The following is a 22,071-nucleotide window of genomic DNA, read 5'->3' on the forward strand; positions in this document are numbered from 1 at the left end:
ATTCCTTTTCTATTTATTGAGCGACAAAGTAGCCCGTTACTTGATACCCGATAAGCATAAAACCGAGACTCATCATTACTACGTTTACCGAATAGGCTTGACGATAGAAACTCGCATGTCTTCGCCAAAAGCCCATCACGATCAAAATGGTGCCAAGGGCCATGAGCTGCCCTATTTCGACACCTATGTTGAACGCTAATAGATTGGGAATTAACCCGTCTGGTGAAATGTCATAATCAATGATCTTGGACGATAAGCCAAAGCCATGACAAAAACCAAACAGTAAGGTCGCGAGCTTGGTATTCGGTTGAACACCAAACCAGCGCTGAAATGCACCTAGGTTATCCATCGCTTTGTAGACCACCGAGAAGCCGATAATGGCATCGATGATGTAGCTGTTGATGCCGATATTGAAGTAGACACCCAATAGCATGGTCGATGAATGCCCTAAGGCAAACAGACTGACGTAAAGCGCGATGTGTTTCATCTTATAGAGGAAGAAAATCACACCAAACAGGAACAAAATATGGTCATATCCCGTGACCATGTGTTTCGCTCCTAAGTACATGAAAGAGACAATATGTGTCCCAGTAATTTCTTGAATATAGCCTTTATCACCCTCTGCAACGGCGTGTGCCAAGGCATCACTGCTTAGTAACGTGCAGAAAAGTAGAATGAAAAAGACCGCCCCATTTTTTATGTGAGTGCCAACGCTATCGTTGAGCCACTTCACCGCATGGGAAGAGGATTGCTTCATACAAACTCCGATATAAATTGAACTGTGTTAGCTGCGTATCAACGCAGCTCGAAATCAGGCGAATATCGAAATTATAGGAGGGCGATCTAAAATGAAGGGGCTGTAATTGGGGTCACCAGAAATTCGAGGTTCTCTAACGATGCTCAAAAGTTGAGAGCTTGTGATCATCAACTCTGGCTTCAAATGACCTTTATCATGATGGTGATTACTCGCATCATGATGTGAAACAAAACCAAGTCCTTCTGCCATCTGACTAGACTCATCGATAGCATGATGCTCCACGGCATGATGGTGAGCTACACTGTATTGCTTATCATCATGGTGATGATGTCCTACAGGGCTATAAGACAAAAGACTATGGGAACGAAACTCACCAATAACAGAAGCGGTCGATCCCAGCGCGACGATGACGAGCATCGACCAACTGATTAACCGTTTGTACAGTTTCGACAACATGCTGTGGCTTCCATTAGAGTTAGAACATTTGAGAGTGGCAACTGTTATATTATAACAAGAATAAAATATCAACGCTCCTCAAGTCTCTGCACAGCAAATAACGCGATTTATACAAAAAGCGAGTTAATGAAATCAACTCGCTGTAGAAACTTTCATGCCCTTATCCAGATCCGAGCATTTATGTTTGTGTTGATGAAGTACTGTTCGTCTGACACGAGCGCATTTTATAGTCATGTAGCCCGCAACAAAGCAAACCAATACACAATCCCCAAAAGGCACTGCCGATCCCCATTAGGTTGATACCAGAGGCAGTAAACAAAAAGGTAAACAGTGCGGGTTCTCGATAGCTTTCATCCGCCATTGATACTGACAAACAATTTAGTAAGGTCGGCATCACGGCCAAGCCAGCTATCGCAATAACTATCGCCGTAGGGACTGCACTAAACAAGGACACCATTGACATACCGAGGACCGCAGCCAAAAGATAAAATACGCCCATTGATATCCCTGCCATATAGCGTGTTTTGGGGTTCTCGTCCGCATTTGGCCCCATACAAATCGCACCCGTAATTGCCGCAAGATTGAACGCAAAGCCTCCCAAAGGCGCTAGCAGAAGACCCGTCACCCCTGTAGTGGTAATCACCTTGGAGGAATCCACTTGATAACCATTGGCTTTTAAGACCGCAAACCCCGGTAAATTCTGCGATGCCATAGTGACAATAAACAGTGGGATTCCAACACTTATTAATGAGAAGAATTCGAAATCTGGCACCATAACCACAGGGACCGTCAAACCAATGAAAACCTCACTCAAATCAAGCTTACCCATGACGATACACATTCCCAGAGCAACCGCAAAAATCGTCGGAATCAGTAGGTTTCCTAGCCAAGCTCTTGCCAAAATAAACATGGTAAGCATCACCAAAACAATCTCAACCTCTGTCATGAGAGAGGAAAACAAACCCAAACCAAATTGCAGCAGAATACCGGCGAGCATAGCGGAAGCGATCGACGTTGGTATGTGTTTAAGGATCTTCTCGAATAAGCCAGCTAGCCCAACCAAAGTGATCAACAGTGAGCTAAAAAGAAATACTGCGACGGCTTGGTTCATGGTCAACCCTTCAAGGGAAGTGATCAGCAACGCAGCTCCAGGTGTCGACCAAGCCGTTACGATCGGCTTCTTATAGTAAAACGAGAGCAAAATCGTTGTAGCCCCCATTCCAATACCTAATGCCCAGAACCAAGATGCGACTTGCTCGTCCGTTGCGCCGGCACTCATCGCAGCTTGATAGATAATCGCAGCAGCGCTCGCATAACCGATAAAAACGGCAATAAAACCGGTTGTAACGTGGGAAAATTTTAGCTTAGTCATGTTAATCGTTCTCCATGTGCGTTATAACGTCCATAGATTCAATCTAGCACTTGTGCGCTATAGCGCACAACTTATTTATCGAAAAAATTTGTTGAGAAAATATGCAATCAGAAATCAAGGTGGGTGACAATCTAAGGCGCCTTCGCAAAGAGAAGGGTTGGAGCCTAGATAAAACAGCGCAAGCGACAGGAGTTAGCAAGGCCATGCTCGGTCAAATTGAGCGTGGAGAGTCCAGTCCAACCGTAGCAAAACTTTGGCAAATAGCGTCGGGTTTCGAAGTTTCATTTTCCAGCTTTATTACAGCGGGCTCGAACAATGAACTCACGAGTCTATTTCGAGATGCTAACGAGCTAAGGCGTGAAGAGTACAATGTCGGCTTTTTTGTCAGTTTATTGTTCCCGTTCGAGCCAGCTTTAGGCTTTGAGATCTTCGAACTGACTTTGGCACCTGAGTACCAACATAAGTCTGACCCACATAACTTGGGAGTTACCGAACATATCTTGTGTATTTCAGGAGAGATGGCTGTCTTTTTTGATGGAGAGTGGCATTTGTTGCAAGCAGGTCAAGCTGTGCGTTTTAATGCTAATCAAATACATGGCTACAAAAACATCGGAAAAGACAACGCTGTATTTCATAACGTTATCCATTACCCTGATAGCAAGCAATAGCATCACTCTACCCCACAATCGTTCTCCTTATGTTCTCCAATGGAAAGCGAGTTAAGCGCTCGCTTGCCTGATCCTTGTCTGAATTCTATCTCATCGAAACAGCCGTTGATTTCGGTTCTTTTGACTATTGCCTCTACACATCAGAACACTAATTTAGTAATAATAGAGCTAATACTCCGCCAGTAAGAGCGGATTGAAGGAACATAATTATAAAACGTTAGGGAATAAACGAACCATGACACAAGAAATGAAACATGCCCTTGTCGTAGAAGGTGGGGCGATGAGAGGCATCTTTGCTGCTGGTGTATTGGACGGCTTTTTAGACCACAATTACAACCCTTTTGATTTCTGTATCGGCGTATCTGCAGGCTCGACCAACATCGCCTCTTGGCTTTCAAATCAACGCGGTCGAACCTACACAATCATATCTGATTACTCTTGCCGACCAGAGTTCATCGACTTCAAGAGATTTGCTAAAGGTGGACACTTATTAGAGCTCGATTGGCTCTGGGATCATATCGCGCAAAACTACCCTTATGACATGCAAGCATTTAGTGAGCAGCCACTACCTTTTCACGTCGTTACTACAGATGTTGATAACGGCACGGCTGTTTATACCCGCGGAGACGAAGAAAATCTTGAAGAGTTGCTAAAAGCATCTTGCTCGGTACCTATGGCTTACCGCACTCCCCTGACCATTGATGGCCGTAGAATGATTGACGGCGGGGTTGTTGATTCGATTCCGGTTATCGAGGCCTACAACCGTGGTGCCAAAAAGATCACCGTGATCCTCTCTCAAAAACAAGGTTATGAAAAGCGACCTCCAAGATCGCCTTGGCTAGTTCGAAAACTATTGAAGAAAACGCCTCAACTCGCTGAAGCAATGATCACTCGTGCCGATCAATATAATCAAACTCTAGCATTCATTAACAACCCACCACACGACTGTACCATTGAGGTGATCGCCCCCGACGACACCTTTGAAGTTGGCAGGTTAACAACCGACAAAGACAAACTAGAAGCAGGTTACCAGATGGGTCTGAAAGCGGCGGAAAAAGCCCTTCAAAGCGGCTAAAAAAAGAGCCCAAACAAAGGATTGGGCTCTATTCAATAATCACGAAACCATTACTATCGTGGCTATATTCCGTTTAGTTTCCCCAGATCTGGCTAACAAACTCTGGATGGTCAATAAACGGGTTACGATTTCCTTGGAAATCATGTACCGCTTGGTTTCGGTCGATTTCTTTTTGGCTTACCGGATCTTCAGAATGCCAACGCTTAAGCATAGTAAGTAGCCAAGGTTCAAACACGGTGGTATTAGTTCCATCTAGAACAGCATCTGAGCTTGTAGAGTTACCTTCCCAGCTCGCGATTTCATTTTCATAGCGTGTTGCCATGTAGAAATATGCTCTTGCGAAATCACCTTTGAACTCATCAATAGGCTCAAACACAGTACCCACATAACCAAGAGAGCTCGCTGCACTACCCAGTTTAGAACCATTGCTTGATGTGTATGTTGCACTGCTCACCTCACCAAATGGCCAGTTACTGCGTTTCGAATTAACGTAACCGTCAGTGGCAAATAGGTGATGGCCATCAGAGTTCATAGGCTCAACTTTTCCACCAAACCAGCTTTTCGGAAAAGAGTGCTCGCGGTTGTAACAATCACCTTCCTTGCTGTATTGGCCGCATTGATCAGTCACCTTAGTGAATTGGACTGAATCTGAACCTGAAGGCTTTTCTGAGTACATATCGAGAATCGACCCATCTGTTTCATAGTATGCGTCTAGGTCAGCTTCAGCCACCAATGTCCAAATAGCGGTGTAACCCTGACTACTATGGTTGCCAATAATTTGATACAAGGCCGTTTTTAAAGCAAAGCCCGTTTTGCCTTCTGCGTCTTTGTAATATTCGCCTAATACTGGTGGTTCAGTTGGTGGTGTCGTTGAGCCACCAACCGTAAATTCTGTACTCTGACTTGATTGGAAATCACCGCCAGATGCTACAACGGTTCCATTAACCGACAAACTGTACGAACCGTTGCCGACATTACAGCACATTCCATCGCCATAAGAGTCTTTAACTTCTAGAGTGTAGCTACCGTTTGCTAAACACATTTCCACTTCATTTGTGGTGTTACTTTGATAGTCTGAACCAGAATAAAGAGTTTGAGAAACTGAATTTTTAAGAGACCAACTGGTTTCAGAGCCATAGTTGTCCGTCACTAATGTAAACGTGGCACTGCTATCATTGCAGCTTTGTGTAGGTGGAGTCACCGTAGGCTGAAAATTATCTAGATACACAACTTCCGATCCGTCAAAACCTGCATCATCATAAAATCGCACGCCCACAACAATATCTTTGGTGCTCGTAGCACTGTACGAATGTGTCAATGCTTGCCACTGATTCGTTAAACCATTGTTCGAGTAACCTAAATAGCCATCAACAAAAAGGCGAGCTTTCACATTACCTTCAGTGTGGTAAACATCGACAGAGAAATCATAAGTTTTCCCTTGTTCAACACTGATCGTTTGCAGAAAATCGGTATTACTTTGAGTACCAGTATTCACTGCCACTTGCGCCGAAAAACTGCCATTACTAACAGGGTCGGTAGAGGGGGAAACCGAAATCCCGGAATCAATTACACTCCATCCAGATGGAACGTTTCCTTCCCAGTTTTCGAAACTGCCATTTTGCATTTGAGCATGCGCACTTGCTGAACAAAGTAATGCAACGCCACTTAGTGTTATTATTCTATTTATCATATAACCTTCTGTTTAATTGGATAAAAATCAACTTAGCTTAGAAAGTAATCAAAATGTGAATAGAGATATGAATCACACTTATAAATGTATGTATCATCACTTTTATTAATAAGTGTGATGTAAAACAACAACACATTGGGTTGATGAATAATTATGCATGCTAGATTCTTGAGAAATAGAGCACATTGCGGAGTTTGAAAGTGTGCTTGGCGAAGAAGCAAGTTATGCGGTGCTAGGTAACTGGGAGCAAGCTGAAAGCAACTTTTAGACAACAAAGCATCTAATAATAGTTGTTTGCGGTGTAGGGATTTAGGTTTAGCCTATCCGACATACAAAACGAAAAAGCGAGCACTAGGCTCGCTTTTTAATTTGTGATGCTATTTAGTAGATTACAGAAGCTCTACCGACTGCTTAGCGATTACAAATTCTTCATTGGTTGGGATAACCATAGCGACTGCGTCCAAAAGCTCAGACTTAGCGATAACGCCTGCAGCGCCAAAACGTGCATCTTCGTTACCCTTCTCGTCTTCAACAAAACCTAGAAGTTTTAGGTTTGCTAGGATTTCACGACGGATTGGTAGAGAGTTCTCACCGATACCACCTGTGAAGATAACTGCATCTAGGCTGCTTAGTGGAATCATGTAAGAGCCGATGTATTTTGCAACACGGTAAGTGAAGACTTCAAATGCTAGCTTCGCACCTTCGTGACCGTTCTCCATCGCTTCTAGGATGCCACGTGCATCAGAAGTTAGGCCAGATACGCCAAGGAAACCAGACTTCTTGTTTAGTGTTTCAAATACTTTTTCAGTCGTCCAACCTTTTTTGATTAGGAACTCAATAACACCTGGGTCTAGGTCACCAGAACGTGTACCCATCATTAGGCCCGCTAGTGGCGTGAAGCCCATAGATGTATCAACTGATTTGCCGTTTTCGATTGCACATACTGACGCACCGTTGCCTAGGTGAACAGAGATGAAGCTCGCTTCTTCAACTGGCTTGTTCAGCATTTTTGCAGCTTCACGGCTCACGAAGTAGTGGCTTGTGCCGTGGAAGCCGTAACGACGGATACCGTACTCTTTGTAAAGCTCACCAGAGATTGCACCTGTAAATGCTTTTTGAGGCATTGTTTGGTGGAACGCTGTGTCAAATACAGCGAACTGAGGAAGATGCGGGAAAGCTTGCATAGAAGCTTCAATACCTTTTGCACCTGCTGGGTTGTGCAGTGGCGCTAGGTCAGACAGGCTTTCGATTTCAGCCAGTACTTCATCGTTGATACGAACCGTAGACGTAAATTTCTCGCCACCGTGAACAATGCGGTGACCAACAGCAACAAGATCGCTAGAGAAACCAAGTGTTTCCATCAGCGCAACGATACGAGTGATTGCATGTTGATGGTGGTTGTCAGGAGCAGTAATCGCTTCTTCAACTTTCTCACCATTGTATTTCCAACTAATTACTGCTTCTGGAAGGCCAAAACACTCGCCTAAGCCACTAACAACTGCATCACCTGTTACTGAATCGATAACAGCGAATTTAAGAGAAGAACTACCTGAGTTAATAACCAGAACAAACGAATTAGACATTGGATATGGATCCTGTTTCAGTACGAATTTGATGAAGCTTTTACTTCAATTTTAGTTAAGCCCATTATTCAATAATTTTTGAATCTTTCAACTTTTGTTTTGAGTATTTAACTAAATTAACACAAATTAGTTGATCCTAGTCATCAGTTGATTTCTTTTACGCCTGAAAATTAAAAAATAGTTGAATTCAACCAGATGTATATATCTATAAATTATAGACTTTGCGCTCAAAAAATTTTTGTCTCTTATTGATATTTTCAATCTAAATCGGCCATTAATCCACCATATGGATGTACAATATATGTACTCGATGTAACACATGGTCTACAATTAAATTACAGAACAAAAAACTGTATAAGTAAAATAACGCTACAAGGAACGTTACTCTTGTCTATTTTTGCTGCTGCATTGGTCTCCCTAGGCATCATAATTCTAGGTGTCGGATTAGTCTTTGCGCATAAGATCTGTCACATCACAGAAAAAAGAGGCTGGAAACTGTTGTCTGGCCTGATTGTCGGTTTTGTTATCGGCTACAGCCTATTTCTAGACGCTCTTTTGGTACTCGATGATATTGATTCGCTGGTCGTTGGCGTTTCTCTTATCCTGTTCTTCGGCAGTATCTTTGTGGTTACGGTCTTACGATTTAGCCTAGCTTCGATTACAGAGCTTAATCAAAAGGCAATAGAGGAGCACTACAACGCTCGTCATGACCTTCTTACTGGTTTACCGAATAGAAGCTACTGCCTACAAGAAATGTCCAGTCGCATTGAACAAGGCGAGCCTTTTACGGTTTTAATGTTCGATGTCGTAAACTTCAAACAGGTTAATGATGCACTTGGCCATCACTGTGGCGATCAGCTACTTTTCCAACTAGGGCAACGAATATGTAAACTGACTAGGTCTGATGAACTGCTCACCCGCTTGGGGGGCGACGAGTTTGTGATCATTACTAATCGTAAGTCCCAATTCGAACTTAACCAGCTTGTAAGCTACATTGAACTTGCCTTAAAAGAGCTGTTTATCGTCGAGCAGTTTGAGGTATCAACCAGCGTAGTGTTTGGCTCTAGCCGTTACCCGAGCGATGCGAAAGATACGACACAACTGCTGAACTTTGCTGACATCAGTATGTATCAAGCAAAGAGCCAAGGTTTAAGCCTAGTCTCTTATCAGCCTGCAATGATAGAAGGCGCGAAACACAACCTCTCTATCGCAAGCCAGATACAGCACGCGTTAGACGACGGTCAGTTCAAGCTCTACTACCAACCGATTGTATGTCCGCACTCAGAACGCGTTGTCGAGTTTGAAGCGCTGATTCGATGGCAGACAGAAACCGGCGAGTTTATCTCCCCTGCTCAATTTATTCCTATCGCTGAGCAAAGTAACAAGATCACTGACATTACGCTTTGGGTTATCAAACAAGTATTTGACGATCTCGAACGCTTTCACGCCCAAAACATACTGGTACCGATCCACGTTAACTTGTCTGCAAAAGACATTATTGGCGGTAAAGTATTTAAACTACTTGCTCAGGCATCCGCCGCCAATCCAAGCATCACCAAAAACATCGTAATAGAAATTACAGAAACTGCAGCCATTCGAGATATCCCAAACAGCCAATCGCGTTTAGAGCGAATCAAACAACTCGGTTATCGCATTAGTTTGGATGATTTTGGGACGGGCTATTCTTCACTGGCTCGCTTAAGTGAACTACCGATTGATCAAATCAAGATCGACCGTAGCTTTATTCAAGATATTACCGATAACGCCAAGAACAGAACCATCGTCGAAACTTCGATCGATTTAGCACATGGATTAAAATTTGATGTTGTTGTCGAAGGGATAGAAAACAAAGAGACACTTGAAGCATTGATGGCAATGAAGTGTGACTTGATTCAAGGCTACCTCTATAGCGCACCAAAGCCGTTACCAAGCATTATTACCTGGACGCAGCAATTCCATTCAAGCGATAAGCTCCCTCTTGTTTACTAGCGAGATGCGAGATGCGAGATGCGAGATGCGAGATGCGAGATGCGAGATGCGAGATGCGAGATGCGAGATGCGAGATGCGAGATGCGAGATGCGAGATGCGAGATGCGAGATGCGAGATGCGAGATGCGAGATTATTTTTCGGCTTTGAAAGTTAAAAGCAAATAATAAACTCAGTATTCGCTGTTAAATCGACAAAGTGATAGGTACAAAAAAGCCGAGCTAGATGCTCGGCTTCTTCTTATCTATACGAGGTAATCTCTAAGATTAACCTTCGCCACGGTCATTGCGACGACCACGGCCGCCATTGCCGTTACCATGGCCGCGTTCGCCACGGTAGTTACCACGGTGATCGCCACCACGGTTACGGTCGAAACGACGCTCGCCATCACGGCCGCCTTCGCGGTTGCCGTCACGGTTACCACGGTAGCCGCCACGTCCGCCTTCACGGTTGCCACGGTAACCACCGCGACCGCCATCACGACCACCACGGCCGCCGTTACCACGACGTGGTTCACGGAAATCGTTGAAGTCTACAACCACTGCGCCCGCTTCTTTTTGACGGATGCGTAGTTTGTTTAGCTTACCAGCAGTTTCAGAGTTCATCGCTTTTGGAAGCTGAACGTAAGTTGCTGCTTGGTCTAGTTTGATAGCACCGATAGAACCTTTAGTTAGGCCTAGTTCGTTTGCTAGTGCACCAACGATGTCTTTAACTTGAACGCCTTGCTCGCGACCAACTTGCAGTTGGTATGTATCCCAATCTTGGCTGTTGAAGTCACGACCACCACGGCCACCGTCACGATCGCGGTTTTCACGACGCTCTTTACGACGGTTCTTATCGCGCTCGATTGCAGCGATCATTGGGTCTTCGCCAATGTAGAACAGTGGACGCTTACCTTGTTGACGCTTAAGAAGCATTGCAGCAAGAGTCGTTGGGTCGATCTCTAGGTTTTCTTGTAGCTTAGCAACTAGCTCAGCGAAGTTTTCTAGAGACTTGTGCTCTTTCTCAGCTTCAAGTTCTGCACCTAGCTTAGCTAGACGAGCTTCAGCAACTTTGTCACGTAAAGGAAGTTGGATTTCTTCCATTGATGACTTAGTTACGCGCTCGATAGTGCGAAGCATACGGATTTGGTTAGTGCGAACTAGAAGGATCGCTTTACCTTTACGTCCAGCACGGCCAGTACGACCAATACGGTGGATGTAAGATTCAACATCGAATGGGATGTCGTAGTTGAATACGTGAGTGATACGTGGAACGTCTAGACCACGTGCAACAACGTCAGTTGCGACTAGGATATCGATAACACCTTCTTTGATGTGATCAACAGTACGCTCACGTAGAGACTGAGGAATGTCACCGTGCAGTGCAGCAGCTTTGAAGCCACGTGCAGATAGCCAATCAGCTAGACGCTCAGTGTCTTGACGTGTACGTACGAATACGATTGATGCGTCAGTCTCTTCAGTTTCAAGAAGACGAGACATTGCTTCGTCTTTCTCTACACCTTTAACAACCCAGAAGTTCTGCGCTACTTTGTCAACTGTGTGGTTAGTACCAGCAACGTCAACTTTCGCTGGGTTACGTAGGTAACGATCAACGATAGTCTTAACCATTGGAGGCATAGTTGCAGAGAATAGTACACGTTGTGCAGATTCTGGAGCTTGCTCAAGGATCCAAGTAACGTCATCTACGAAGCCCATTTTTAGCATTTCATCTGCTTCATCAAGAACAAATGTGTGTGCTTCATCTAGGTGTAGACGGTCACGAGTTAATAAGTCTTTAACACGACCCGGAGTACCAACAACAATGTGAGCACCGCGGCTTAGAGCACGCATTTGGTCAACGATTGAAGCACCACCGTAGATTTCGATAACCTTTAGGCCTTTGATGTCACGACCAAGGTTTTTGATTTCCGCAGCAACTTGAATCGCTAGCTCACGAGTAGGAGCCATGATGATTGCTTGTGGTTTGTGTTGGTTTAGGTTGATTTTGTTAAGTAGAGGCAGAGAGAATGCTGCTGTTTTACCAGTACCTGTCTGTGCTTTACCTAGTGCGTCTTTACCTTCAAGAAGAAGAGGAATTGCTGCCGCTTGGATTGGAGTTGGAGATACGAAACCCATGCTATCAAGAGCTGAAAGGATGTTTTCGTTAAGTGCTAATTCATTAAATTGAATTACAGATTCGGACATTGGGATCCCACTATATTAAGTAAACAAAAGGTCCCGGGAGCTCTACCAATTCCAATACTGATCCTATCAGATACTGATTCCGTTCAGTTGCGAAGCAGTAATAAAACGCATCAAGCCATTAGGGACGTCTAAGGGAGGCGGATTATTCCTTAAATGCATAAAAAAAGCCAGAAAAAATTGAAATACATCACATATTTTTCTGATTTACTGAATTTTTGGCTATCTTGTCATCAAAATTTGACGTTAACCCATTCAAATGAGGGTCTATCGTGCAAAGTCACCCACATTCGTTGTCACCATTTAATTTGCGCTGTCACGTGCTTTAAGTAGTAATCAGGCCTCGCAATGATTATAGTGTGCTCAATTGTTCTCGTAAGATAAAAGTAAGATGTTTCAAGATAACCCTCTACTCGCTCAGCTTAAGCAACAAATCCAAGAAACACTTCCTAAAAAGGAAGGCACAATCAAAGCAACAGAAAAAGGCTTTGGTTTTCTAGAAGTAGATAGCAAGACTAGCTACTTTATCCCGCCACCGTATATGAAGAAGTGTGTTCACGGTGACAAAGTAGTCGCGATCATCCGTACTGAGAAAGAACGTGAAGTCGCTGAACCAGAAGAGCTAGTAGAACAAGGTCTTACTCGATTTATCGCTCGCGTTAAGCTTTTCAAAGGCCGCCTAAACGTTGTACCTGATCACCCTCAGCTTAAAAAGTTGCAACTAAAAGCTAAGGCGAAGAAAGGCCTAAACCCTGAAACGCTAAAAGAAGGCGACTGGGTTGTTGCCCACATCGTTCAGCACCCATTAAAAGGTGATAACGGCTTCCTTGCGCAGATCTCTGAAAAAATCACCGATGCGGACGACAAAATCGCACCTTGGTGGGTAACGCTTGCTCAGAACGATCTACCGAACAGTGAGCCTGAAGGCATCGATAACTGGCAGATCAATGACGATGCGGATTTAGAGCGTATCGACATGACGCACGTACCTTTCGTAACTATCGATGGTGAAAGCACCAAAGATATGGATGATGCTCTGTACGCGAAGAAAAAAGAGAACGGCGATTTCGAACTGACGATTGCTATTGCTGACCCAACAGCTTACATCTCACCAGATGATGAGATGGACAAAGTAGCACGCGATCGTGGCTTCACGATTTACCTACCGGGCCGCAACATTCCAATGCTGCCACGTGATTTAGCAGACAACCTATGTTCACTGATCGAGAACGAAGAGCGCCCTGCGCTTTGCTGTACAGTGACTGTCTCTAAAGACGGTGTGATTGGCGACGATATCAAGTTCTTCGCGGCAAACATTAAGTCTCATGCTCGCCTAGCATACGACAACGTATCCGATTGGTTAGAAACCGGTGCATCTGAGAAGTGGCAACCGAGCGAAGAGATCGCAACCATTGTTGCTGACCTACATGAGTTTGCTAAAGCTCGCTCAGCGTGGCGTGAAGCGAATGCTGTTGTATTCCCAGATCGCCCTGACTACCGCTTTGAACTAAGCGAAGACAACGACGTAGTAGCCATTCACGCAGACATGCGTCGTAGTGCGAACAAGTTGGTTGAAGAAGCTATGATCAGCGCGAATATCTGTGCTGGCCGTGTGCTAAAAGAGAGCTTCAACCAAGGTGTGTTTAACTGCCACGCAGGCTTTAAGACAGACAAACTTGCAGACGTGCTTGAGCTAGTAAACCCACAGGCAGAAACACCGTACACAGAAGAGCAAATCGCTTCTCTTGAAGGTTTTGCAGCTCTGCGCCGTTGGTTAGGTTCACTTGAGAGCAACTACTACGACAACCGTATTCGTAAGTTCCAAGCGTACAGTGAAATCAGCAATGAGCCGGCACCGCACTATGCGATGGGTCTAGATATTTACGCGACTTGGACATCTCCAATCCGTAAGTACGGCGACATGATTAACCACCGTATGTTGAAAGCTCACATCCTAGGTAAAGCACCAATTCAAACACCTGACGAAACGGTCGGTGAAGAACTGGCACTACATCGCCGTCACCACGGTATGGCAGAACGTAACGTTGGTGATTGGCTATATGCTCGTACACTTGCCAATGCACCAGCAGAAGAGACTCGTTTCCAAGCAGAGATCTTCGACATCAACCGTGCAGGTATGCGTGTACGTCTACTAGAGAACGGTGCTGCTGCATTTATCCCTGGCTCTCTCATTCTTGATAATAAAGAAAGAATTGAGTGCAATGGTGATATGGGCACTGTATCTATCGATAAAGAAATGGTATACAGACTGGGAGACGTATTAGAAGTCGTTCTCTCTGAGGTTAACCAAGAAAACCGCAGCTTAGTCGCTAAGCCAACTCAAGTCTTTGCAGATCAACCAAGCAAAGAGGAAGAAGCAAGCGAACAAGCGAGCTAACCCTTATTGAACAACTCTTCTAAAGGCGCTAATAATTAGCGCCTTTTTTATTGCCGTCTCATAAAAAATAACAACAAAACAAGCTATTATTTCTAAATAGCACTAAGTGACTTTATGCATATTGTACTTAGTGAGGAAGCATTTAGAGCAATCAGAACGTCAAAGAAGTGTGTATGCCATCAATCAACGTCACCCAGTTTAGAAACTTTACCCCCAGGAAACGAGAGCGATACCCCGCCTCAAGAAATGGCATTTTTATCGTTCGCCAAGGCAGTATCTCTTTTGCATTACCCAATGGCTCTCAAGCCTCTCTCCACGCTGGTGAATTTGCGCTCTATAGCTCCGGCGAAGTTCAAGAAATATCAGTTAACACTGAACACGGCGAATTCAACGCCATCTGCCTAGACTTCGATCTCTCAATTTTTCAAAAATTTATCAATCAATTTGGTGACCTAGAATCTGTACGCCCTCCAGAGCGATACATCAAGTTTGATGCTGAGGATATTCACCTAAACCAACTCAAGGAAATGCTGCTAACGTTGGCCAGCGAGCCGACTCAAAATGACTACGCAGTCACTCAATTGAGTTTAGCCTTGCTCTCTCTGATGGTTGAGGCGCACCCTTCCCTTTTGGCTGTGATTGGGAGAGCTTCAAAGCTAACCGTGACCCAGAAGGTGATTAATTACATCGAGCAGAACATTGAAGACAATATTTCTCTCGATACGTTAGCCAGTTACATGGGGATGTCGCCGGCCACGTTAAAACGACGCCTAGCTGCCGAAGATTTGTCCTTCTCGAATCTACTCAAGATCAAGCGAATCGCTCATGCTGCAACGCAACTGAGAACCTCTAACAAGTCGATTACTCAGATAGCCTACGAATCCGGTTTTAAGAGTGCCGCACACTTTAGTACCGCATTCAAAACCTATCATGGAAAAACACCGAAAGATTTTCGTTCTCTGATCGCTCAAAGTCACGCGACAAGATAGAGGTATTGGGATTTAAACAAGGTAAGGCGATTCAGGAAGGACGCATTAATGAATGCTTAGACCCAAAAGTAAGTTTTTGGGTCTTTTTCTATTTCGTGGAGAATTAATTCCAAATCCTTTGAACGAGATAGATAAGGATAAGGCCCCCAGAGAACCGAATCGCCTTGCGCTCCTTCATCTAAGGGTACTTCCACCAGCCAGGTAGAATCGCTGGAGTTAAACACGACGCGTGCTACGTCATCTGTGTAGTCGCTATGGGATGAGTCTAGTAGATAGTGAGCTTTCGAAAAAACAACACCGCCCTCGCACTCTTCAAAGAGCGATTTTCCTAGCTCAACGGGCAAACTTTGATTGCGTGAAGTACATAGCTTTTCAGCACCATGTAGAAGTCGACTAAGCTCTATTTGTACTACCGACATCCACTTCCCTCCTTGACACCAATTCGTCTGGCGAACAATCCTAACTAGAGCTTAGAACTGAACTCTTCGTTTAGCGAACAAGACTTTATGAAATGTGAGCAGGCATTTATGAAATGTGAACCAAACTGCCATAATTCAACCGCATGGAGTTTCACAAAAATGTCATATTAGCTACATATGATAGGCGGCAAATATAATCTAATAGGAGTTGTATATGTTACGAGTCGCTCTTGCCTCTCTTTTATCACTAGCTTTATCTTCTCAAACCGTTCTGGCGCAAGAAACCACAATTTCAGGCTCGACCTCTGTCGCTCGTGTTATGGATGTGTTGGCTGAAGAGTACAATAAAACTCACGCTGACAATTACATCGCTGTTCAAGGCATCGGCTCAACGGCCGGTATCACTATGGTGAACAAAGGCGTTACAGATCTTGGGATGAGCTCTCGTCGTTTGACCGACCAAGAGCAAACGGATGACCTAACCGTTAAACCTATTGCATACGATGGTTTAGCTGTTGTCGTAAACCGCTCAAACGGGCTGACTAACATCACTCGTGAGCAGTTGTTCAATATCTACAAGGGTAAAGTCACGAACTGGAAAGAGATTGGTGGCGCAGATCAACCTATCGCTGTGGTTACACGTGAAGCGTCTTCTGGCTCTCGTTACAGTTTTGAAAGCCTAATGGGCCTGACTAGAATCATCAACGACCGCATGGTTTCAGATATCAACCCAAACAACTTGGTTGTAAACAGCAACAGCATGGTTAAAACCATCGTCAATCACAACCCACACGCGATTGGATTTGTGTCGGTGGGTTCGATCGACCGCTCAATCAAAGCAATCTCGTTTAATGGCGTGGAGCCAAGCTCTAAAAACATCGCAAATCACAGTTACGAATTGGCTCGTCCATTCCTGATCCTTTACAAGAAAGAATCGGTTTCTGATGAGAGCAAAGACTTCGTTAAGTTCGTAAGCTCAAAACAGGGCCAAGATCTTATCGAAGAGTACGGATACACTCGTGTGAAATAAGTTTACGTCCAAACGAAAAAGAGAGAGCTAAGGCTCTCTCTTTTTTTATTCTTAAACAACTATTCTGGTTTAGAAGTGCAGTTGAATAACTGAAACAACCACAGCACCTGGGCGGCGTACGCCTTCGATCTCAACTCGAATTTCACGTTCAATCTCAAGACCTTTACGGATAGGAGTCACTTTCGTAAGAGTACTCTTAGCACGCACATTGTTGCCTGATTTAACAGGGTATGGGAAACGCACTTGGTTTAAACCAATGTTCACCACCATTTTTGCCGTCGGGAATTGCGACTTATCAGGATCAACACTATCTGTTAGACGTGGTAGTAGAGACAGAGTCAAAAAGCCGTGCGCAATGGTTGTTTTGAATGGTGAGTCAGATTCTGCTTTTTCAGGGTTTGTGTGAATCCACTGCATATCTTCCGTTACTTCACCAAACTGGTTAATACGATCTTGGCCTACGTGAATCCAATCACCAGTATGGATCACTTCACCGATCTGTGCAGACAGCTCATCGTAAACCGCTTGTGCTTCAGGTTTCAGCTCGATCGGCTTCTCAACCGGTGCTACTGGCTGGATCGGTGCATCTTCATTTACAGCAGGTTTGTGATGGTCGCGTACCCATGCAAAGAAGTGGCTATTTTGCGTGCGGTTCAGAAAGTCGCCCCAGTACTCTCTTAGAGTTGGAGACATCCATTGCATAAACTCTGAGTGTTGTGGCGACACACTATCACTACGGTGTTTAAATAAATCAATGACCTTCATAAGAACCTCAATGCACAAAATAACGTAACTTAACCCGCTAATTTTGAAACACTTCACAATATTGTGCAAACATTTTCGAGCATACACACGTTCACTGAAAGGTGTTATCTCAATAAATATCAAACACTTATTTAAAAAACACTATTTTATTAGAAGATCGAGTTTAGAGTATAGACTCAGCAATATATTTAGAAAATTAGCATATCGGATAGCATTTATATTCCGTTTGGATATAAAAAAAGGCCTAGCGAATGCTAAGCCTTTTGTTTCATGTGGTTAATTTTAGATAGCTTTATTCATCATCGAGAGGAATAAGTTTGGTATTTCCGCCATGTGCTTTCTCACGTTTACGCTGAACGAACGCATAGAAGCCAGGGATTAGGAAAGTACCTGCTAACAACACACATAGCAGACCACCAATCAATGAAATACCCAATGAGTTTTGACTCACGTGACCAGCACCCGCAGCGAAGATAAGCGGGAAAATACCCAAGATAAACGACCAAGAGGTCATGTTTACCGCTCGGAAACGTAGAGTACCACCCTTCACAGCTGCATCATCGATAGGCACGTCTTTCTCTTCGCGCTCTACTTTCGCGAATTCCACAATCAAGATTGCGTTCTTCGCCGCCAGCGCTATGAGCAGAACCAGACCTATCTGCGCATACAAGTTAAGTGGTGTGCCAGTTAGGTTAAGTGCTAAGAAGGATCCTAGCGTTGCCACTGGCACCACCAATATAATCGCAACCGGAATCGTCCAACTCTCGTACTGCGCAACCATGAACAAGTAAATGAAGATCAGAGCCAGTGCGAACGCGAAGATAGCTTGGTTACCCGCTAGTACTTCTTGATACGCCATGCCTGTCCACTCGTACTGGTAGCCCTGTGGAAGCACTTCTGCAGCAACACGTTCCATTGCGGCAATCGCATCACCACTTGAGTAACCCGGAGCCGGTTGACCTTGAATCACAGCACTGCGGTACATGTTGTAACGCCATGCAACGTCTGGCTCAAAGATCTGCTCATGCGTTACCAATGTGCTTAGTGGAATCATCTCACCTGATGAAGAACGAACGTGGAAGCGTTGCAGATCTTCCATGCTGCTGCGGTGATCACTGTCGGCTTGCATGGTTACACGGAAGTTCTTACCAAACATGGTGAAGTCATTCACGTACAAAGAACCTAGGTTACCTTGCAGTGTTTGGAAGATTTCAGACAGAGGAATACCTAGCTGCTGCGCTTTTTCGCGGTCGATGTCGACGTAGTAATGCGGTACGTTAGCACGGAAGGTACTGAAGGTACGTGCGATCTCAGGCTGCTGATTGGCTTTCTGAATAACATCGTCCATTACCATCGCAAGATCGCTTCGGCTACGACCCAAGGTGTCTTCTAGTACAAACTCAAAGCCAGACGCTGCGCCCATACCCGGAACCGCCGGAGGTCCCATCGCAAACACTACCGCTTGTGGCAGTTCCATCGCAGCACGACCGTTGATTCGCTGAGAGATCGCTTGTGCTGAGTGCTCTCCATCAAGTGCATTACGCATATCCCAATCGTGCAGTTTGATAAACAGTGAAGCACCATTTGATGCAGATGCACCCGTCATGAAGGCATAGCCGTTTACTAGCGTCACACCATCAACACCTGGTTCTTGCTCAACCATTTCCAGCAAGTGTTCAGTCACCTCTTCTGTACGAGACAAAGAAGCTGCATCAGGTAATTGCACGTTGACCAGCAAGATACCCTTATCTTCCTGAGGAACGAACGCTGTTGATGTTGTCTTCGAGAAGTAAGTTACCGCTGCCAATGCCACCACGAAGAAGGTAAATAGCAGCACACCTTTCTTAACAAGGAAGCCTGCCACTTGACCGTACTTCTTAGTTACACTTTCTAAACCACGGTTGAATGCTTGGTACCAGCGCGCAGTGTTACCACCGCCCTGTTTGAGAACCAGAGAACACAATGCAGGAGATAGCGTTAGTGCGTTGATAGATGAAATCACAACCGCGATACAAATAGTCAGCGCGAACTGGCGATACATAATACCGGTTATACCCGGAAGCATGGCTACAGGGATAAATACCGCAAGCAGTACTAGGGTAGAGGTGATGATTGGTCCGGTTACCTCTTTCATCGCAATCAGTGTTGCTTTACGAGGAGAGATAGTTGGATCTTTGGCCATGGTGGTATCAACGTTCTCGATAACCAGAATCGCATCATCCACCACGATACCAATCGCGAGGATCAAACCAAACAGGGTTACCGTGTTGATGGTAAAGCCAGTCATCTGCATTACGGCAAAGGTACCAATCAAGGATACCGGAATAGCCACAACAGGGATCAAGGTGGCACGCGCACTACCCAAGAACAGGTAAGTTACTGCGATTACCAACAAGATAGCTTCAATAAGCGTTTTAACTACACCTTTGATCGATTCAGCAACGAATACTGTGGTGTCGTAACTCGCCTCGTAGGCAACACCATCAGGGAAGTTATGGCTAAGATTTTCTAGCATCGCCATAACCGCTTTACCACTTTCAAGTGCGTTCGCATCCGACTGTAGTGACAACGTCACGATAGAAGCATCTTGACCACGGTATTTACCGTTACCATCGTAGAACTTCTTACCGAGCTCGATGCGAGCAACATCTTTCAGGTAAACCGTCGAACCATCTTGGCTAGCGCGCAAAACAACATTCTCAAACTCGTCTGCAGTCTCTAAGCGGCCTTTGGTCACCAAGTTAAACTGAACTTCTTGAGGATTGTTGTATGGCGCGGCACCGATACGACCCGCCGCCACCTGTACGTTTTGCTCAGCCAACGCAGCATAGACATCGGTTGTCGTCAGGTTTAGGTTGGCCATCTTTTCTGGGTCTAACCAAACACGCATTGCGTATTCACCGCCACCCAATACGTTTACTTCACTGATACCGCTAACACGCGCTAGCTGGTCTTTGATGTTGAGGTTAACGTAGTTGATCAGGAACTGGTCATCGTACTTACCGTTTGGTGAGTAGAAGTTGAGTACCATCAGCAGGTCTGGAGAACGCTTTTTCACCGTAACGCCGACCATTCTTACTTCTTGCGGCAGCTTCGACTCAATTTGAGCGACACGGTTTTGGACGTTTACCTGAGCCATATCTGGGTCAGTACCGACATCAAAGGTCACGTTTAGGTTGTAAGAACCATCATTCGCACTCTTCGATGACATGTAGATCATGTCTTCTACACCGTTAACCGAGGTTTCTATGGGGTCGGCTATCGCCTGTTCCACAACCTCAGCACTTGCACCTGTATAAAATGCAGAAACACTCACCGACGGTGGGCTAATTTTTGGGTACTCTGCAACGGGCAGAATGGCCAAAGAAATCGCCCCCGCCAATGTCAGAATAATCGAGATAACAAGGGCAAACTTAGGCCTTTGAATAAAGAAACGACTTAGCATACTTGTGCCCCTTACTCTGCTTTCTCAGAAGCTGAAGGCTGAATACGCACTGACATTCCATTTCTTACGCGCTGTAGGCCTTGTGTGATGATCGCATCGTCTTTTTCAAGACCAGAATGAACAATCACACCGCCTTCAACCTGACGACCCATTTCGATATTACGACGCTCTGCAACCGGAGCACCTTCCCCTTCCACCAGAACCATCACAAAATCACCTTCAAGGTCAGTTTGAACAGCACGGCGTGGGATAGTCACAACATCGATCTCTTGCTTATCACGAAGGTTTACACGTACGTGTTGGCCTGGAAGAAGCTGTTGGTTCGGGTTATCCGCGATAGCACGCATCGCGATCGTACCTGTGTTTAGGTTGATACGGTTGCCTAAGAAATCCAACTTACCTAGGTGCTCAAACGCTTCACCGTTCTCTAAAACAATTTGTACTTCAACGCGGTCTTTATCGCTGCTGCCATCGCCTTCAATGCGATCCATACCTAGCGCTAAGCGTTCACGTTCACTAATGCTAAATGCGGCATGAACTGGGTCTAGGCTTACCAAAGTGGTTAATACACCAGAAGATGGAGAAACAAGATCACCGGTGCTCACTTTGCTATCGCTAATACGGCCTGCAAACGGCGCTTCGATGCGAGTGTGAGAAAGTTGAACGTTAGCTGAGTTTAGCTGAGCTTGGTTCGCTTCAAGTTGTGCCTGAGCGCCTAACAGGGCAGCTGTAAGAGCATCGAATTCCGATTGAGAGATACTGCCTTTAGGAAGTAGGTTTTTACCACGATTGAAATCTAATTCGGCCTTTTTAAGGTTGGCATTCGCTTGCGCTACCGACGCTTTTGCACTCGCCACTTGTGCTTCAAAAGAAGAGGGCTCGATGGTGTAAAGCAACTGACCTTTCTCAACCATTTGTCCTTCTTTGAAATGACGGTTTTGAAGGTAGCCCGATACCTGAGCCGTAATCGCTGTATCTTCTACAGCTTCAATACGACCAATATAAGACTTGCTTTGTTGGTGAGGAATAACATTAACATCCTGTACTGCTACGAGAGGTAAAGGCGCTTGTTGGGCGTTTTGGGCATCTTGCCCACAGCCGACAAGGATCATAGAGCTGGCCAGAGCGGTCAGGAGTAGCTTTTTACGCATTGGTATACCGTCGCTAGTTAAAAATAGAACAGTATAAAAATCTACGTAACACAATTGCGACGATTGTCCGAGGAATATCAATTATTACCAGTCAAAATGTTTC

The 22,071-nt window shown here is 45.0% G+C and carries 16 protein-coding genes; 6 read left to right on the top strand and 10 right to left on the bottom strand.

The window, feature by feature from the left end; genetic code table 11:
- Positions 1-13: 13 nt before the first annotated feature.
- From AC6R05_RS21065 to AC6R05_RS21075, 3 genes are all read right to left on the bottom strand, one after another.
- On the bottom strand, positions 14-757 hold the full coding sequence (locus AC6R05_RS21065) for a HupE/UreJ family protein (RefSeq protein ID WP_500648523.1): 744 nt from the start codon (positions 755-757) through the stop codon (positions 14-16).
- Positions 758-811: 54 nt separating this feature from the next.
- Entirely contained in the window at positions 812-1,213 is a 402-nt protein-coding gene (locus AC6R05_RS21070) for a hypothetical protein (RefSeq protein WP_500648524.1), read from the bottom strand.
- Positions 1,214-1,391: 178 nt separating this feature from the next.
- Complete coding sequence (locus AC6R05_RS21075) at positions 1,392-2,585, bottom strand: benzoate/H(+) symporter BenE family transporter (RefSeq protein ID WP_500648525.1); 1,194 nt, start codon at positions 2,583-2,585, stop codon at positions 1,392-1,394.
- Between the two features lie 101 nt (positions 2,586-2,686).
- On the opposite strand from AC6R05_RS21075, the gene AC6R05_RS21080 reads away from it, so the two are divergent.
- Entirely contained in the window at positions 2,687-3,253 is a 567-nt protein-coding gene (locus AC6R05_RS21080; RefSeq protein WP_500648526.1) for a helix-turn-helix domain-containing protein, read from the top strand.
- A gap of 235 nt (positions 3,254-3,488) precedes the next feature.
- Positions 3,489-4,328, top strand: coding sequence for a patatin-like phospholipase family protein (locus AC6R05_RS21085; RefSeq protein WP_500648527.1), 840 nt, complete (start codon positions 3,489-3,491; stop codon positions 4,326-4,328).
- 73 nt (positions 4,329-4,401) lie between these two features.
- Here AC6R05_RS21085 and AC6R05_RS21090 read toward each other — a convergent pair whose 3' ends face one another.
- Entirely contained in the window at positions 4,402-6,018 is a 1,617-nt protein-coding gene (locus AC6R05_RS21090) for an endonuclease (RefSeq protein WP_500648528.1), read from the bottom strand.
- Positions 6,019-6,407: 389 nt separating this feature from the next.
- Positions 6,408-7,601, bottom strand: coding sequence for an acetate/propionate family kinase (locus AC6R05_RS21095; protein ID WP_500648529.1), 1,194 nt, complete (start codon positions 7,599-7,601; stop codon positions 6,408-6,410).
- A 387-nt stretch (positions 7,602-7,988) separates the two neighbouring features.
- Here AC6R05_RS21095 and AC6R05_RS21100 point away from each other — a divergent pair, with 387 nt between their 5' ends.
- Positions 7,989-9,590, top strand: coding sequence for a putative bifunctional diguanylate cyclase/phosphodiesterase (locus AC6R05_RS21100; protein ID WP_500648530.1), 1,602 nt, complete (start codon positions 7,989-7,991; stop codon positions 9,588-9,590).
- A gap of 264 nt (positions 9,591-9,854) precedes the next feature.
- Here AC6R05_RS21100 and AC6R05_RS21105 read toward each other — a convergent pair whose 3' ends face one another.
- Positions 9,855-11,774 carry a DEAD/DEAH box helicase gene (locus tag AC6R05_RS21105; RefSeq protein ID WP_152469793.1) on the bottom strand — a complete coding sequence of 640 codons (1,920 nt, stop codon included), beginning with the start codon at positions 11,772-11,774 and terminating at the stop codon, positions 9,855-9,857.
- 388 nt (positions 11,775-12,162) lie between these two features.
- Here AC6R05_RS21105 and rnb point away from each other — a divergent pair, with 388 nt between their 5' ends.
- Both rnb and AC6R05_RS21115 read left to right on the top strand, forming a co-directional pair.
- Positions 12,163-14,169 carry an exoribonuclease II gene (rnb, locus tag AC6R05_RS21110; protein WP_150896680.1) on the top strand — a complete coding sequence of 669 codons (2,007 nt, stop codon included), beginning with the start codon at positions 12,163-12,165 and terminating at the stop codon, positions 14,167-14,169.
- Between the two features lie 173 nt (positions 14,170-14,342).
- Positions 14,343-15,158, top strand: coding sequence for a helix-turn-helix transcriptional regulator (locus AC6R05_RS21115; protein ID WP_500648531.1), 816 nt, complete (start codon positions 14,343-14,345; stop codon positions 15,156-15,158).
- Between the two features lie 56 nt (positions 15,159-15,214).
- Here AC6R05_RS21115 and AC6R05_RS21120 read toward each other — a convergent pair whose 3' ends face one another.
- A complete protein-coding gene (locus AC6R05_RS21120) occupies positions 15,215-15,577 on the bottom strand; it encodes a DUF3024 domain-containing protein (protein WP_150870085.1) in 363 nt (120 codons plus the stop codon).
- A 214-nt stretch (positions 15,578-15,791) separates the two neighbouring features.
- On the opposite strand from AC6R05_RS21120, the gene AC6R05_RS21125 reads away from it, so the two are divergent.
- Positions 15,792-16,607, top strand: coding sequence for a phosphate ABC transporter substrate-binding protein (locus AC6R05_RS21125; protein WP_150896682.1), 816 nt, complete (start codon positions 15,792-15,794; stop codon positions 16,605-16,607).
- A gap of 69 nt (positions 16,608-16,676) precedes the next feature.
- On the opposite strand, the gene AC6R05_RS21130 is transcribed toward AC6R05_RS21125, so the two are convergent.
- The 3 genes from AC6R05_RS21130 to AC6R05_RS21140 all read right to left on the bottom strand — a co-directional run bounded on the left by AC6R05_RS21130 (position 16,677) and on the right by AC6R05_RS21140 (position 21,968).
- Positions 16,677-17,372, bottom strand: coding sequence for a MaoC family dehydratase (locus tag AC6R05_RS21130; RefSeq protein WP_032552889.1), 696 nt, complete (start codon positions 17,370-17,372; stop codon positions 16,677-16,679).
- A 292-nt stretch (positions 17,373-17,664) separates the two neighbouring features.
- A complete protein-coding gene (locus tag AC6R05_RS21135; protein ID WP_150870079.1) occupies positions 17,665-20,817 on the bottom strand; it encodes an efflux RND transporter permease subunit in 3,153 nt (1,050 codons plus the stop codon).
- Between the two features lie 11 nt (positions 20,818-20,828).
- Entirely contained in the window at positions 20,829-21,968 is a 1,140-nt protein-coding gene (locus AC6R05_RS21140; RefSeq protein WP_032552891.1) for an efflux RND transporter periplasmic adaptor subunit, read from the bottom strand.
- Between the last annotated feature and the right edge of the window lie 103 nt (positions 21,969-22,071).

The sequence above is a fragment of the Vibrio sp. R11-SG3-ISO9 genome (assembly GCF_059834255.1).

Coding starts and splice junctions, on each gene's coding strand:
- AC6R05_RS21125 (WP_150896682.1), top strand. CDS start 15,792: ATGTTACGAGTCGCTCTTGCCTCTCTTTTATCACTAGCTTTATCTTCT.
- AC6R05_RS21085 (WP_500648527.1), top strand. CDS start 3,489: ATGACACAAGAAATGAAACATGCCCTTGTCGTAGAAGGTGGGGCGATG.
- rnb (WP_150896680.1), top strand. CDS start 12,163: ATGTTTCAAGATAACCCTCTACTCGCTCAGCTTAAGCAACAAATCCAA.
- AC6R05_RS21075 (WP_500648525.1), bottom strand. CDS start 2,585: ATGACTAAGCTAAAATTTTCCCACGTTACAACCGGTTTTATTGCCGTT.
- AC6R05_RS21090 (WP_500648528.1), bottom strand. CDS start 6,018: ATGATAAATAGAATAATAACACTAAGTGGCGTTGCATTACTTTGTTCA.
- AC6R05_RS21070 (WP_500648524.1), bottom strand. CDS start 1,213: ATGTTGTCGAAACTGTACAAACGGTTAATCAGTTGGTCGATGCTCGTC.
- AC6R05_RS21130 (WP_032552889.1), bottom strand. CDS start 17,372: ATGAAGGTCATTGATTTATTTAAACACCGTAGTGATAGTGTGTCGCCA.
- AC6R05_RS21140 (WP_032552891.1), bottom strand. CDS start 21,968: ATGCGTAAAAAGCTACTCCTGACCGCTCTGGCCAGCTCTATGATCCTT.
- AC6R05_RS21120 (WP_150870085.1), bottom strand. CDS start 15,577: ATGTCGGTAGTACAAATAGAGCTTAGTCGACTTCTACATGGTGCTGAA.
- AC6R05_RS21095 (WP_500648529.1), bottom strand. CDS start 7,601: ATGTCTAATTCGTTTGTTCTGGTTATTAACTCAGGTAGTTCTTCTCTT.
- AC6R05_RS21080 (WP_500648526.1), top strand. CDS start 2,687: ATGCAATCAGAAATCAAGGTGGGTGACAATCTAAGGCGCCTTCGCAAA.
- AC6R05_RS21105 (WP_152469793.1), bottom strand. CDS start 11,774: ATGTCCGAATCTGTAATTCAATTTAATGAATTAGCACTTAACGAAAAC.
- AC6R05_RS21135 (WP_150870079.1), bottom strand. CDS start 20,817: ATGCTAAGTCGTTTCTTTATTCAAAGGCCTAAGTTTGCCCTTGTTATC.
- AC6R05_RS21115 (WP_500648531.1), top strand. CDS start 14,343: ATGCCATCAATCAACGTCACCCAGTTTAGAAACTTTACCCCCAGGAAA.
- AC6R05_RS21065 (WP_500648523.1), bottom strand. CDS start 757: ATGAAGCAATCCTCTTCCCATGCGGTGAAGTGGCTCAACGATAGCGTT.